15 protein-coding genes and 1 pseudogene are annotated in these 13088 nt (G+C 54.6%); 6 read left to right on the forward strand and 10 right to left on the reverse strand.

Features of this window, described 5'->3' with window-relative positions; translation table 11 throughout:
* Nucleotides 1-49 precede the first annotated feature (49 nt).
* From tolQ to aspS, 7 genes are all read right to left on the reverse strand, one after another.
* Nucleotides 50-745 carry a protein TolQ gene (tolQ, locus tag AACY09_RS08745; protein WP_339487331.1) on the reverse strand — a complete coding sequence of 232 codons (696 nt, stop codon included), beginning with the start codon at nucleotides 743-745 and terminating at the stop codon, nucleotides 50-52.
* A 2-nt stretch (nucleotides 746-747) separates the two neighbouring features.
* The gene (ybgC, locus tag AACY09_RS08750) at nucleotides 748-1200 is read right to left on the reverse strand and encodes a tol-pal system-associated acyl-CoA thioesterase (RefSeq protein ID WP_445323799.1); all 453 of its coding nucleotides are present in this window, start codon (nucleotides 1198-1200) and stop codon (nucleotides 748-750) included.
* A gap of 104 nt (nucleotides 1201-1304) precedes the next feature.
* Complete coding sequence (gene ruvB / locus AACY09_RS08755; RefSeq protein ID WP_339487332.1) at nucleotides 1305-2366, reverse strand: Holliday junction branch migration DNA helicase RuvB; 1062 nt, start codon at nucleotides 2364-2366, stop codon at nucleotides 1305-1307.
* A complete protein-coding gene (gene ruvA, locus AACY09_RS08760; protein ID WP_339487333.1) occupies nucleotides 2367-2972 on the reverse strand; it encodes a Holliday junction branch migration protein RuvA in 606 nt (201 codons plus the stop codon).
* Nucleotides 2973-2995: 23 nt separating this feature from the next.
* A complete protein-coding gene (ruvC, locus tag AACY09_RS08765) occupies nucleotides 2996-3520 on the reverse strand; it encodes a crossover junction endodeoxyribonuclease RuvC (protein ID WP_339487334.1) in 525 nt (174 codons plus the stop codon).
* A gap of 168 nt (nucleotides 3521-3688) precedes the next feature.
* Entirely contained in the window at nucleotides 3689-4438 is a 750-nt protein-coding gene (locus tag AACY09_RS08770; protein WP_339487335.1) for a YebC/PmpR family DNA-binding transcriptional regulator, read from the reverse strand.
* Between the two features lie 59 nt (nucleotides 4439-4497).
* Nucleotides 4498-6273, reverse strand: a complete 1776-nt coding sequence (gene aspS, locus AACY09_RS08775) for an aspartate--tRNA ligase (RefSeq protein ID WP_339487859.1) — start codon at nucleotides 6271-6273, stop codon at nucleotides 4498-4500.
* Between the two features lie 448 nt (nucleotides 6274-6721).
* On the opposite strand from aspS, the gene AACY09_RS08780 reads away from it, so the two are divergent.
* The 3 genes and pseudogenes from AACY09_RS08780 (at nucleotide 6722) to AACY09_RS08790 (ending at nucleotide 8071) form a co-directional block, all read left to right on the forward strand.
* Nucleotides 6722-7195 (forward strand): Dps family protein, encoded by a 474-nt coding sequence (locus AACY09_RS08780; protein ID WP_339487337.1) that lies wholly within the window; start codon nucleotides 6722-6724, stop codon nucleotides 7193-7195.
* 273 nt (nucleotides 7196-7468) lie between these two features.
* A pseudogene (locus AACY09_RS08785) lies at nucleotides 7469-7789 on the forward strand (cold shock domain-containing protein membrane protein); the annotation flags it as partial.
* A gap of 24 nt (nucleotides 7790-7813) precedes the next feature.
* Nucleotides 7814-8071, forward strand: coding sequence for a cold-shock protein (locus AACY09_RS08790; protein WP_339487860.1), 258 nt, complete (start codon nucleotides 7814-7816; stop codon nucleotides 8069-8071).
* 58 nt (nucleotides 8072-8129) lie between these two features.
* Here AACY09_RS08790 and AACY09_RS08795 read toward each other — a convergent pair whose 3' ends face one another.
* Complete coding sequence (locus AACY09_RS08795; protein WP_339487338.1) at nucleotides 8130-8336, reverse strand: SlyX family protein; 207 nt, start codon at nucleotides 8334-8336, stop codon at nucleotides 8130-8132.
* Nucleotides 8337-8338: 2 nt separating this feature from the next.
* Nucleotides 8339-8764, reverse strand: coding sequence for an HIT family protein (locus AACY09_RS08800; RefSeq protein ID WP_339487339.1), 426 nt, complete (start codon nucleotides 8762-8764; stop codon nucleotides 8339-8341).
* Nucleotides 8765-9127: 363 nt separating this feature from the next.
* Here AACY09_RS08800 and AACY09_RS08805 point away from each other — a divergent pair, with 363 nt between their 5' ends.
* Nucleotides 9128-9382: a hypothetical protein gene (locus AACY09_RS08805; protein WP_339487340.1), complete on the forward strand. Its 255-nt coding sequence runs from the start codon at nucleotides 9128-9130 to the stop codon at nucleotides 9380-9382.
* Between the two features lie 90 nt (nucleotides 9383-9472).
* Complete coding sequence (locus AACY09_RS08810) at nucleotides 9473-10738, forward strand: OprD family porin (RefSeq protein WP_339487341.1); 1266 nt, start codon at nucleotides 9473-9475, stop codon at nucleotides 10736-10738.
* A 99-nt stretch (nucleotides 10739-10837) separates the two neighbouring features.
* Here AACY09_RS08810 and AACY09_RS08815 read toward each other — a convergent pair whose 3' ends face one another.
* Nucleotides 10838-11245, reverse strand: coding sequence for a PaaI family thioesterase (locus tag AACY09_RS08815; protein WP_339487863.1), 408 nt, complete (start codon nucleotides 11243-11245; stop codon nucleotides 10838-10840).
* Nucleotides 11246-11359: 114 nt separating this feature from the next.
* On the opposite strand from AACY09_RS08815, the gene AACY09_RS08820 reads away from it, so the two are divergent.
* On the forward strand, nucleotides 11360-13075 hold the full coding sequence (locus AACY09_RS08820) for a proline--tRNA ligase (RefSeq protein ID WP_339487342.1): 1716 nt from the start codon (nucleotides 11360-11362) through the stop codon (nucleotides 13073-13075).
* The last annotated feature ends 13 nt before the right edge of the window (nucleotides 13076-13088 follow it).

A 13088-nucleotide genomic window follows, 5' to 3' on the forward strand; every position in this document is an offset into this window, starting at 1 on the left:
CGCCTGACGCTACCAAGGCCCCGACGCCCGCTATTAAGTCGACTGGCGGTCAGTCTTCGGTTGTGTGCACTTTGCGGTGCAGGATTGCATGGAATTCGTCGGCAAAGGTGTAGTAACGGGCAATGAACATCTCACCGCGCGAAGCGAAACGGTTGTAGGCAATTACCGCAGGAATCGCAGCAAACAGGCCGATTGCAGTGGCAATCAAGGCCTCAGCGATACCCGGTGCAACGGTAGCCAAGGTCGCTTGCTGCACCTGGGCCAGACCACGGAAGGAGTTCATGATGCCCCAGACGGTACCGAACAGACCGATGTAGGGGCTGGTCGACCCTACGGTCGCGAGGAATGGCAAGCTGGTTTCCAGTTTCTCTTCTTCACGGGAGATCGCAACGCGCATGGCCCGGGCGACGCCATCCATGACCGCGTCGGGGTGAACGTTCGGCTGCTGACGCATGCGCGAGAATTCTTTGAAGCCGGCACGGAAGATCTGCTCCAAGCCTGAATCCGGGTCAGGGTTGCTGCCCGCCTGACGGTAAAGCTTGGACAGATCGATGCCCGACCAGAAACGCTCTTCAAACGAATCAAGGGAACGCTTGGCAGCGCGAAGCATGGTGGTGCGCTGAAAAATCATGATCCAGGAAGTGACCGATGCGGCCACCAGGGTCAACATTACCAACTGAACAACCAGACTGGCATTGCTGATCAAACTCCACATCGACATGTGGTCAACGGCGTTGGCTTCCACGCTTACTCTCCTGCTGTAGATGTACCCGCGCCGCTCTGCTCAGCAAAGGCTGTGCGCAAAGCTTCGGGAATGGCCCGGGGTTTCAAATTGTCGGCGCGCACACAGGCCACCAAAAACTGCCCTTCACAGAGCAGCACATCATCCGCAGCCCGCCTGACTTGTTGACGAAATTTCAGGCTGACACGGTTTAATTCAGTTACTTGCGCACTCACTAATAGTTCATCGTCGAGCTTCGCTGGTGCGTGATAGCGCACTTCAGTCGAATGCACGACGAATAACAGGCCCTCACGTGCCAGCTTGGACTGGGAAAAACCCAGGTCCCTCAGCTGTTCGGTGCGAGCCCGTTCCATAAATTTGAGGTAATTGACGTAGTAGACGATACCGCCGGCATCAGTGTCTTCGTAATAAACCCGACAATGATGAGCGAACGGCTGAACTCCGTTTTGCGCGCGCATACTTTAGTGCTAGCTCCTGGTCTTGCCAATTGGGTAGAGCAACTATTTTTCATCTATTTCACTTCCCCACCACTTGCCAATCAATAACCCGACGACTGACCGGGTTATACAATTGAATCCCCGTCAACACTGAACAGATCTGCGCCTGGAAGTTCCCCCATACGCTTGGGCACATTGAGCCCAAAATGCAAATAAGCGTGGCGGGTCACCACGCGACCCCGCGGGGTACGCATGATGTAGCCCTGCTGGATCAAATACGGCTCTAACACGTCTTCAATGGTATGACGCTCTTCACTGATCGCGGCAGCCAAGCTATCGACACCCACCGGACCACCGTCAAATTTCTCGATCATGGTCAACAGCAGACGACGGTCTTGATGATCAAACCCCCTCTCATCCACATCCAGCAAGTTAAGCGCCAAATCCGCAATCTGCCGACTGATATCGCCATTGCCACGCACCTCGGCGAAATCACGCACCCGACGCAGCAAACGGTTGGCTATACGTGGCGTCCCCCGCGCCCGGCGGGCAATCTCAAAAGCGCCCTGGGCCTCTATCGGCAAGTTCAAAATCCCGGCAGAGCGGCTTACGATAGTCGCCAGATCATCGGTGTTGTAGAACTCTAGACGCTGGACAATACCGAAGCGGTCACGCAGCGGGTTAGTCAACATGCCCGCGCGAGTGGTCGCACCCACCAAGGTAAAAGGCGGCAAATCCAGCTTGATTGAGCGTGCAGCAGGGCCCTCACCAATCATGATATCGAGCTGAAAATCCTCCATCGCCGGATACAGAACTTCTTCGACAATGGGCGAAAGTCGGTGAATCTCATCAATAAACAACACATCGCCCGGCTCTAGATTGGTCAACAGCGCAGCCAGATCACCGGGACGCTCCAGCACTGGACCTGAAGTGCTTTTGATCGACACACCCATCTCTTGCGCAATGATATTGGCCAAGGTGGTTTTACCCAGGCCCGGCGGGCCAAAGATCAGCGTGTGATCAAGCGACTCCTGGCGCCCTCTTGCCGCCTGAATAAACAGCTCCATCTGCTCACGCACGCTCGGCTGCCCGATGTATTCGGCAAGCGTAAGCGGGCGAATCGCGCGGTCAACCTGCTCATCGCGGTCACGCGTGCTGGCGGTAATTAGGCGGTCAGCCTCGATCATTTAAACCATTCCTTTCAGAGCGCGACGGATCAAATCTTCACTGCTCAAACCATCTTCTTTAACAGCGGAAACTGCACGACTTGCCTCTTGCGGCTTGTAGCCCAGCGAGATCAATGCGCTCACCGCATCATTCTCAGCACTTGGCGCACCTGCACCCACAACCGGCGCCACCACCAAAGACGTCATGCCCGGCAAGGTTTCCCAAGCCTTGAAGCGGTCTTTCAATTCCACCAGCAAGCGCTCTGCCGTTTTCTTGCCGACGCCCGGAATTTTCACTAGGGCCGACGTGTCTTGCGCCTGAACGCAGCGCACCAACTCGTCCACTTCCAAACCGGACATCAAGGCCAGGGCCAACTTGGGCCCAACGCCATTAAGCCGGATTAGCTCACGAAACAGCTCACGCTCGCGCTTTTCAAAGAAGCCGTACAGCAACTGGGCATCTTCACGCACGACCAAATGTGTGTGCAGCGTCAAGGGTTCGCCCACCGATGGCAAACGGTACAACGTAGTCATGGGCACTTCCAACTCATAACCCAGGCCATTCACATCCAGAATCAAATGCGGCGGTTGTTTTTCCGCCAAGGTGCCGCGCAAACGTCCGATCACCGCTACATCCTTAAAAATTCAAACTACAAACGAAGACGACCACCGCGCCGCTTGGCGCCGGCCAGGCCATGGGGAATAAGACTTTGCCGATGATGGGCATGACACAAGGCAATGGCCAAGGCGTCGGACGCGTCAATCTGAGGCTTTTTAACCAGTTTGAGCAGGTGCATGACCATCATTTGCACTTGCTCTTTATCCGCGCCTCCGGTGCCGGTGATAGCCTGCTTGACTTGGGTGGCAGTGTACTCCGAAACGTCCAGACCAGCCTCGACGCCCGCCACGATTGCCGCGCCACGGGCCTGACCCAACTTGAGCGCCGAATCGGCGTTGCGGGCCATAAAGACCTGCTCAATGCCCATGGTTACCGGACCGTAGGTTTCGATCACCTCACGCACGCCACGAAACACGATTTGCAGGCGCTCAGGCAGCGGGCCATTACCGGTGCGTATACAGCCAGAGGCTACATACTCACAGGTGCGGCCGGTATCGCGCACCACGCCGTACCCGGTGATCCGTGAACCTGGGTCTATCCCTAGAATCAGTGTCATAACAGCAGGCTCTCGGTAAAATAAAAGTCGTCGTAAAACCCGTAGGCTGTGACAACGCGCCGCGTGTCTACTCAATACAACGTTGATGGTGGATATAAAAGCGTTATCCACCCTACCACCATGGCGCAACAGCTGAATTAAAAAAGCCGGAGCTAGCTCCGGCTTTCACTACCCTAGCTGGGCCATGACATCGTCAGGGATCTCAGCGTTTGAGTGGACATTTTGCACATCGTCCAGATCTTCCAGCATATCGATCAACTTGAGCACTTTCTGTGCGGTATCGACATCCTCTAACGCGGCATAGGTGGACGGCAGCATCACCACCTCTGACTCATCCGCCTTATAGCCTGCCGCTGTCAGCGCTTCACTCACCGCAATAAAGTCGACAAACGCAGTAAATACGTCAATCGAGCCGTCATCATTGGTGACGATATCATCAGCGCCTGCTTCTAGAGCCGCCTCCATCAGCGCCTCCTCATCGAGGCCGGGGGCAAAGCTGATTTGACCCTTGCGCTCGAACATATAGGCGACTGAGCCGTCAGTCCCGAGGTTGCCACCGCACTTGGTAAAGGCGTGACGCACCTCAGCGGCTGTGCGATTGCGGTTGTCGGTCATGGTTTCAACGATGATTGCCACCCCATTTGGGGCGTAACCTTCGTAGCTGAGCTCTTCAACTTTCTCGCCATCGGCCGAACCCACACCACGGGCAATAGCGCGATCGATGGTGTCACGGGTCATGTTCGCCGTGAGGGCTTTATCGACGGCCAAGCGCAAGCGAGGGTTATCCGCCGGAATCCCACCGCCCTGACCTGCAGCGACTGTTAGTTCACGAATCAGCTTGGTAAATATCTTGCCGCGCTTGGCATCTTGACGCCCTTTGCGATGCTTGATGTTTGCCCACTTGGAATGGCCCGCCATAACAACTCCGCTTTCTATTACTTATGGCGCCCCTTTTTATCGGGGCGCCCCAACACTTATTACTCAGCCTTTGGCTGCTCACGCAGGCGAATATGCAATTCACGTAGCGCTTTGTTATCAACCAGGCCCGGTGCTTGCGTCATCACGCAGGCAGCACTTTGGGTTTTCGGGAAGGCAATCACTTCACGGATCGACTGCGCACCGGTCATCAACATCACCAGGCGATCGAGACCAAATGCCAAGCCACCGTGCGGCGGCGCGCCAAACTTCAGAGCGTCCAGCAAGAAGCCAAATTTCTCTTCCTGTTCAGCCGGCTCGATACCGAGCAGACGGAACACCGCTTGCTGCATCTCCTTGCGGTGGATACGGATCGAACCGCCACCCAGCTCAGTGCCGTTAAGCACCATGTCGTAAGCGCGCGACAGGGCGGTAGCCGGATTGGCTTCCAGCTCTTGCGGGCTGCACTTTGGCGCAGTGAACGGATGGTGAAGCGCGCTGAAGCTGCCGTCGTCGTTCTCTTCGAACATCGGGAAGTCGACCACCCACATCGGCGCCCACTCACAGGTCAGCAGGTCCAGATCGGTACCCAGCTTCAAGCGCAGAGCACCCAAGGCTTCGCTAACGATCTTGGCTTTGTCGGCGCCGAAGAAGACGATATCGCCATCAACCGCACCCACGCGATCAAGGATCACATTGAGGTTATCCAGCGGGATGTTTTTAACGATTGGTGACTGCAGGCCTTCAACACCGCTGGCGCGATCATTGACTTTGATGTACGCCAAGCCGCGGGCACCGTAGATGCCAACAAACTTGGTGTAATCGTCGATCTGCTTACGCGGCATGCTCGCACCGCCTGGAACACGCAGGGCAGCAACGCGGCACTTAGGATCATTGGCCGGACCACTGAAGACTTTGAAATCGACTTCTTTGAGCTGGTCAGCAACATCGACCAGCTCCATCGGGTTACGCAGGTCTGGCTTGTCTGAGCCATAACGACGCATGGCCTCTTCAAACGTCATGTGCGGAAAATCACCGAACTCGACGTCGAGCACTTCTTTAAACAGCTGACGCACCATTTTCTCGGTGATGCCCATGATGTCAGCTTCATCAAGAAAGCTGGTCTCGATGTCGATCTGGGTGAATTCCGGCTGACGGTCGGCACGCAGGTCTTCGTCGCGGAAGCACTTGGCGATCTGGTAGTAACGGTCAAAACCGGCAACCATCAACAACTGCTTGAACAGCTGGGGTGATTGCGGCAAGGCGAAGAAGCTACCTGGGTGAGTACGGCTAGGCACCAGATAGTCACGTGCGCCTTCTGGCGTTGCACGGGTCAGGATCGGCGTTTCAACGTCAAGGAAACCGTTTTCGTCTAGGTAACGACGGATGCTGGTGGTGATGCTCGAACGCAGCTTCAGCTTGGCCGCCATCTCTGGACGACGCAGGTCGATAAAGCGATAGCGCAGACGAGTTTCTTCACCCACGTCGGAGTATTCATTGAGCGGGAATGGCGGCGTTTCAGCTTCGTTAAGCACTTCAAGGTCATAGCCCAGCACCTCGATCGCGCCGGAGGCCATGTTCGAGTTGCCCGCCCCTGCTGGACGCAAACGCACCTTGCCGGTGATCTTGACCACAAATTCACTGCGCACCTTATCGGCTGCAGCAAAGGTTTCAGCACGATCCGGATCAAACACTACCTGAGCCAGGCCTTCACGATCACGAATATCGAGGAAGATAACCCCGCCGTGGTCACGGCGACGGTGAACCCAGCCGCAAAGGGTAATTTCCTGACCGTCCAGGCTCTCGTTCAACTGGCCGCAATAGTGGCTGCGCATCATGGTAGTAATCGCTTCTCTTGAGTCTTGAATTCGTAAGGCTGCAGCGTTAACGCTCAGGCGTGCGGCTGGCAGCATTTAGCTTCAGGCAAATCTGGCCGTATCGATGCATGCACTAATCTGGGTAGATCATGCACTAGCTGTATCAGGCAATCGCCCTGCACAGGCATAAATCTCGGCAAAGCGCGAGATTATATATGTTTAAGCCGCCACATGCAGCCGCCCCGCTACGGCTATTCGATCACAGACCCGGCCGCCGACGGCAATTTGGCAGCAACCCGGCAATCCATCGCCAACGCAGGCTGTAATATTATTGAACCTAAGGGCTCTAGATAGGCTCAATCAATCACGCTCATTGAGACATCCAAAGTCAAAGTGCCATACTGGCAATGCTAGAATCTGGCCATTATGGGGCACATAACCTCATGCACAACCTGAGAGGATAAAGGGTATGGAAATCAACATCGGAATCGCCGAGCAGGATCGCGCCGCAATCGCTGAAGGCCTTTCTCGCCTTCTGGCAGACACCTACACCCTGTATTTGAAAACACACAACTTCCATTGGAATGTCACCGGCCCGATGTTCAACACCCTGCACCTGATGTTTGAAGGTCAGTACACTGAACTAGCAGTTGCCGTGGACGACATCGCAGAGCGTATTCGTGCCATTGGCTTCCCGGCACCGGGCACCTACGCGGCCTACGCCCGCCTGTCTTCCATAAAAGAAGAGGAAGGCATTCCAAACGCGCAGGAAATGATCAAGCTGTTGGTTCAAGGCCAGGAAGCCGTAACCCGCACTGCACGCGGTATTTTCCCGCTGCTGGAAAAAGTCAACGACGAACCCACTGCAGACCTGCTGACTCAGCGCATGCAAGTCCATGAAAAGACCGCATGGATGCTGCGCAGCCTGCTCGCTGGCGAATAAAGCCGCGCACTGCTTTGCCACAAGGCCCGACATGCTCGGGCCTTGTCATTTCTAGCTGAAAATTTACCCGAGCAACAAAGGTGCCCGCAGCGGCGCCTGCGGCATTGAGTCGCCCCGTCCTTTACTGTTAAATACGCCTCCGTGCTAGCGACTCCTGTTTTTGGCTTTTTTAGCACGCCTGCCTGCTTACGCTATCCACGCCTTTTATATCCACGGCAACGCATAGGCAGTCAGTTTCCTAGCGATTCGTTAAATTAAGTGAGCTCATTGAACATGTTAAAAATTGTCCACCTACTGACGGGTCTAGCGGCCCTGCTTCTATCTTTTGTGCCCAGCCTTACAAATAACGCCCCGGCATTCCTGCAACACGCCGATGCGCTATGCCTTGCTTTGTTTGGCCTCCTCAACCTTACCTTAGCGCCACAATTGCCAATCTGGCACGCCGGACAACGCAGCTATCTGCAAAATCTGGTTTCTGTACTTTTACTCACCGCCACCGTACTCCAGGCCCTGGTGCTACTTGCGCCGCTGCCTGTAATTGCGAACCTGCCGGCCATTCTGATCAGCCTGGCGGTATTGGCTGCTGGCGTGCTCCTGCATTTGTGCATCAACCTGCGTCTGCAATCACGTCGTTCCCACGCTGTACCTACCGACGCTAATCGCGAAAACGGTACGGTCAAGTGGTTCAATACGTCCAAAGGATTTGGCTTTATTTCCCGCGATTCCGGTGATGACATTTTTGTCCACTTCCGGGCAATTCGGGGTGAAGGCCACCGCGTATTGGTCGAAGGTCAGCGCGTTGAGTTTTCGGTCATGCAGCGCGACAAAGGCCTGCAAGCCGAAGATGTAATTGCCGCATCGCCTGCAAGGCGCTAAGCAGTCGCACAAAAGAAAGCCCGCATTTAGCGGGCTTTTTTGTCAGCGCGAATCACTATCAATAGTGCGGAGGCGGCGCATCGTCCTCTGCAATCTCAAACTGTCCGTTTATCTCCTGCTGACGCTTGGCCAGCGCCGCCACCTGCAGCTGCAGCTGCTCGACGTGCCGCTGCTGCTCAACCAACACATCATTAAGCGACTGAATGGTGTCATCCTGAAACGCCAAACGCATCTCCAGTTCTACAACTCGACGTTCCATGTCCATGCTCATACCTCAGCCACGCTGAAACCCGCAAAATTGGCCGAACCGAGACGTTGACGCAAATTGTCAATTTCTGCCTCAGCATAAGCGCGTGCCGGAGCCTTACCCCAGACAGGTGCAGGCCAGGCAATGTCCGAGGTACGGCGCACGACAACATGCATATGCAGTTGGGGCACCATATTGCCCAAGGTCGCGATATTCATTTTATCCGCGACAAATTCCTGCTTTAAAAACGCCGCGAGCTGCGCCGTTTCCTGCCATAACAAAAGCTGTTCAGGTGCATCCAGATCGAACACCTCAGACACCGCCTCACGCCGCGGCACCAAGATAAACCATGGGTAATTGGCATCATTCATTAGTAGCAGACGGCAGAGTGTAAAGTCGCCGATGACCCGCGTATCCATCTGCAGACGTGAATCCAATACGAACATAGATATCCTCATAACTCAGGTGAGACCGTATCCGCTAAGGATACCCCCTTGACGGCCTTGTCACCTATTCCCGTAGGAAAAGCCCACCCCTCCCGCAAAACGCGGCCTAAAGCGCACGCACCAAGACCTCGCACGAGCATTTCCAAACAGGCGTTTGGATGCACCATTTTGTTCCCTTCGGTAATCAATACCGGTTTAAAACAGCACCGGGACAACACCCCGATAAACACTGGGTAAAGCGCGGATACAAAATTGAACCAGCGTCTCAAGCATTGAAATTCCACGAAAAAATGCTTGTGAGGCCCGCAAAGACTAGCTATAACATGGCCCCAGATCACCCAGCCGCCAACAAGAGCGGGGTCGATGATCAAGGAATTTAGCAAAGATTGCGTTTTGAGCACGACTTTTGCTTTGTGCTACGACAAAGCTCGGAATGCGGCGATGCAAGCCAGCAAACCAGGCTTATTAACCAAACAATTACAAGATCCGTTGGCGTTATTCAGGACACAAGTGAAATCTACAAAATTGCGACATGTTCCATCAGTATTTGCGACATCGCTGAGAAGAACTAGCAAGGAGCAGATGGCAACTATCGCCAATATAGGCTGCGTGTTATAAGTTTAGCGCCGACACAAAAAGAAAGAGCCGCCCATACAATAATTAATTGGGCAGCACAACTCTTCTAAAAAAACCAAAGGAGCAGTCACGATGCAAGTGATGAAGTGGAGCGTAATGGCCCTGGCAGTAGCCGCGGGTAGCACTCAAATGGCTTTCGCCTCTAGCCAATCCGAATCTAACGGCTTTCTTGAAGACAGCAGCTTCGATATCTTCAACCGCGTTCTTTACATGAACCGTGATTTCCGTAGTGGAAACCCCGAAAGCCGGAATGCCCAGAGCTATCGTGAAGAAACTGGCTGGGGTCTGCGTACCCTGTTTGAATCGGGCTTCACCCAAGGCACCATCGGTGTTGGCTTCGACGCCTTCACCCTGAGCAGCCTGAAGCTGGACGGCGGCAGCGGTCACGGCGGCAACGGCCTGTTTGACGTTGATAGCGAAGGCGACTTCGAGAAAACTCAGTCCCAAGCTGGTGGCGCGATCAAATTCCGTGTATCCAACACCGGTCTGAAATACGGCGATCAGTTTGTTGGTAGCCCAGTATTCAGCACTGACGACAGCCGTATCCTGCCTGAGTCTGCAACCGGCACTTACTTGGTTAGCAACGAGATCGAAGGCCTGGAACTGAGCGCTGGTCGCTTTACTGCAATCAGCAGCCAGGTTTCTACAGACCGTGATACGTTCGGCCTGAAGTCAGCCAACATCTTCGGCGCCAACTACAGCTTCACTGATAACCTCAGCGCTGGCGTGGCGTACTCCGACGTTGAAGATCACTTCAAGAAAACTTACCTGAACGTCAACTGGAATCTACCGATTGCAGAAGACCAGAGCCTGAACTTTGACCTGAACGGCTACCACACCAAAGGTGATGGCCAGGAACTTTCGGGCGAAGCAGACAACAACATCTGGAGCTTGGCAGGCGCTTATAACATCGGCGCACACACCTTCACTGTTGGCCATCAGCGTTCTACCGGTGATGCTGGCTATGTCTACGGCGTAGACGGTGGCGGCACCATCTTCCTGGCGAACTCGGTTCAATACTCCGACTTCAACGGCAAAGACGAAAACTCTTGGCAGGCCCGTTACGACATCAACATGGCCACTTATGGCGTACCAGGTCTGAGCTTCATGACCCGCTACATCGTCGGTGACAACATTGATGTTGGCACTGGTACTGACGCTCAAGAGCGCGAGATCGATGTTGAAGCCAAATATGTAATTCAAGATGGCGCAGCGAAGGACTTGTCTTTCCGTGTGCGTAGTGCCTTCTACCGCAACAGCAATAGCTATGCCGATGCTAACGGTGGCGATCTAAACGATTTCCGTCTGATCATGGACTATCCGCTGGACGTGCTGTAATCCTCGGTTAGTTTGCAAGTGTTATAAAAACCCGGCTTCGGCCGGGTTTTTTATTACCTTAATTAACCATCGCCTAGCGATATAAACAGCACCATGGTCTCAAATAGGCAATGCATAAGTTCCGGTCACATGCGCCACCAACTCATCCTCATTGCCCGCCGAATACAGGGCAACTTCACATACAGCCTGGCGTCGACTTAAACGCAATATCTTGGCCTGTGCAATTAAGTCAACCGCCTTTGGTTTGACCAGGAAGTTAATATTTAAGTTTGAAGTCACCGCCATCTCTACCCGCCCCAACCGCCCCAACACCACGGCATACATCGCCGCATCAGCCAGTGCCATAATGGTCGGCCCTGAAATGGTGCCGCCGGGGCGCACCAACCTTGCGCAGAAGGGTACACGGGCCAAGACACCTTCTGAATCAAGTCGATCAATGGTCAGCTGCATCTCTTCAGCTTGCGGTAATCCGGACCAGATAAGTGCTTGTACTTGCTCAGCCGTCAGTCCCGACATCCTACTCTCCTCTTATTGTGCGTAGCTGCATCCTATACGTCTCAGTGCAGGCACCGTACAATGCCGGTCAATTTATTGCCCTTGCAACAGACAGAACGGTCAACCATGCGTACTAGTCAGTTCCTGCTCGCCACACAAAAAGAAACGCCATCCGATGCCGTCGTTATCAGCCATCAGCTAATGCTGCGCGCCGGGATGATCCGCAAACTTGCCTCTGGCCTCTACACCTGGCTGCCGATGGGCCTGCGCACCTTGCGCAAGGTTGAACGCGTAGTCCGTGAAGAAATGGACGCCGCGGGCGCACTCGAAGTGCTAATGCCAGGCATCCAGCCCGCAGAACTGTGGCAGGAATCTGGCCGCTGGGAACAATACGGCCCAGAATTGCTGCGCATGAAAGACCGCCATGGTCGTGATTTCTGCGCAGGCCCGACGCACGAAGAAGTCATCACTGATATGGCGCGCAACGAGCTGAACAGCTACAAGCAGCTGCCCATCAATATGTACCAGATCCAGACCAAGTTCCGTGACGAAATTCGTCCACGCTTTGGCCTGATGCGCGGCCGTGAGTTCATTATGAAGGATGCCTACTCCTTCCATGCGAGCCCGGAGTCGCTGCAAGAAACCTATGACCGCATGCACCAGGCGTACTGCAACGTGTTCAGCCGCCTGGGTCTTGATTTCCGCCCAGTTCAAGCTGACACCGGCTCGATTGGCGGCACCGGCTCCCACGAGTTCCATGTGCTGGCCGAATCCGGCGAAGATGATATCGCCTTCAGCGACTCATCTGATTACGCCGCCAATATCGAAAAAGCCGAAGCGGTACCGCGTGAAACCGAGCGTGGCGCTGCACGTGAAGAACTGCGGTTGGTGGATACGCCAAACACCAAAACCATCAATGACTTGATCACCGGCTTTGCGCTACCTATCGAAAAAACCATCAAGACCCTAATCGCCCACGGCAGCGAAGAAGGCAGCCTGGTCGCCCTGGTTATCCGAGGCGACCACGAACTGAACGAGATCAAGGCAGCCAATCTTGAACAGGTCGCCAACCCACTGGTTTTTGCCACAGAAGATGAAATTCGCAATGTGGTGGGTGCCGGCCCAGGCTCGCTCGGCCCTTTGAATATGCCTGTTACCTGCATCATTGACCGCTCTGTAGCGATGATGAGCGACTTTGCCGCAGGCGCCAACATCGAAGAAAAACACTACTTCGGGGTTAACTGGGAGCGCGATTTACCACTGCCAGCAGTGGCTGACCTACGCAATGTTGTCGAAGGTGACCCAAGCCCAGATGGCAATGGCACGCTGGTAATCAAGCGCGGCATCGAAGTCGGCCATATCTTCCAGCTGGGCACCAAATACAGCGAAGCTATGAACTGCCAGGTGCTTGGCGAAAACGGCAAGCCGGTCACGCTAAGCATGGGTTGCTACGGCATTGGTGTATCGCGGGTTGTCGCAGCAGCCATCGAGCAGAACTCGGACGAGCGCGGGATTATCTGGAATGATGCCTTGGCGCCATTCCAGATCGCGCTGGTGCCACTGCGCTACGAAACCGACGTTGTCCGCGAAGCAACAGACAAGCTCTACGCAGAATTAACCACTGCCGGTTATGAAGTATTGCTTGATGACCGTGACAAAAAGACCAGTCCGGGCATCAAATTCGCCGACATGGAACTGATAGGCATCCCGCACCGCATCGTGGTCAGTGACCGCGGCCTTGCCGAAGGCAATCTGGAATACAAGAGCCGAGTGGAAACTGAAGCTCAAGCCGTTCCAGCAGCTGACATCCTGTCTTTTATCAAAACACGTATCAGCCGCTGATTTCAGCCTTTAG

This window comes from Pseudomonas sp. EL_65y_Pfl2_R95 (genome assembly GCF_963971045.1).
GTDB lineage: Bacteria > Pseudomonadota > Gammaproteobacteria > Pseudomonadales > Pseudomonadaceae > Aquipseudomonas.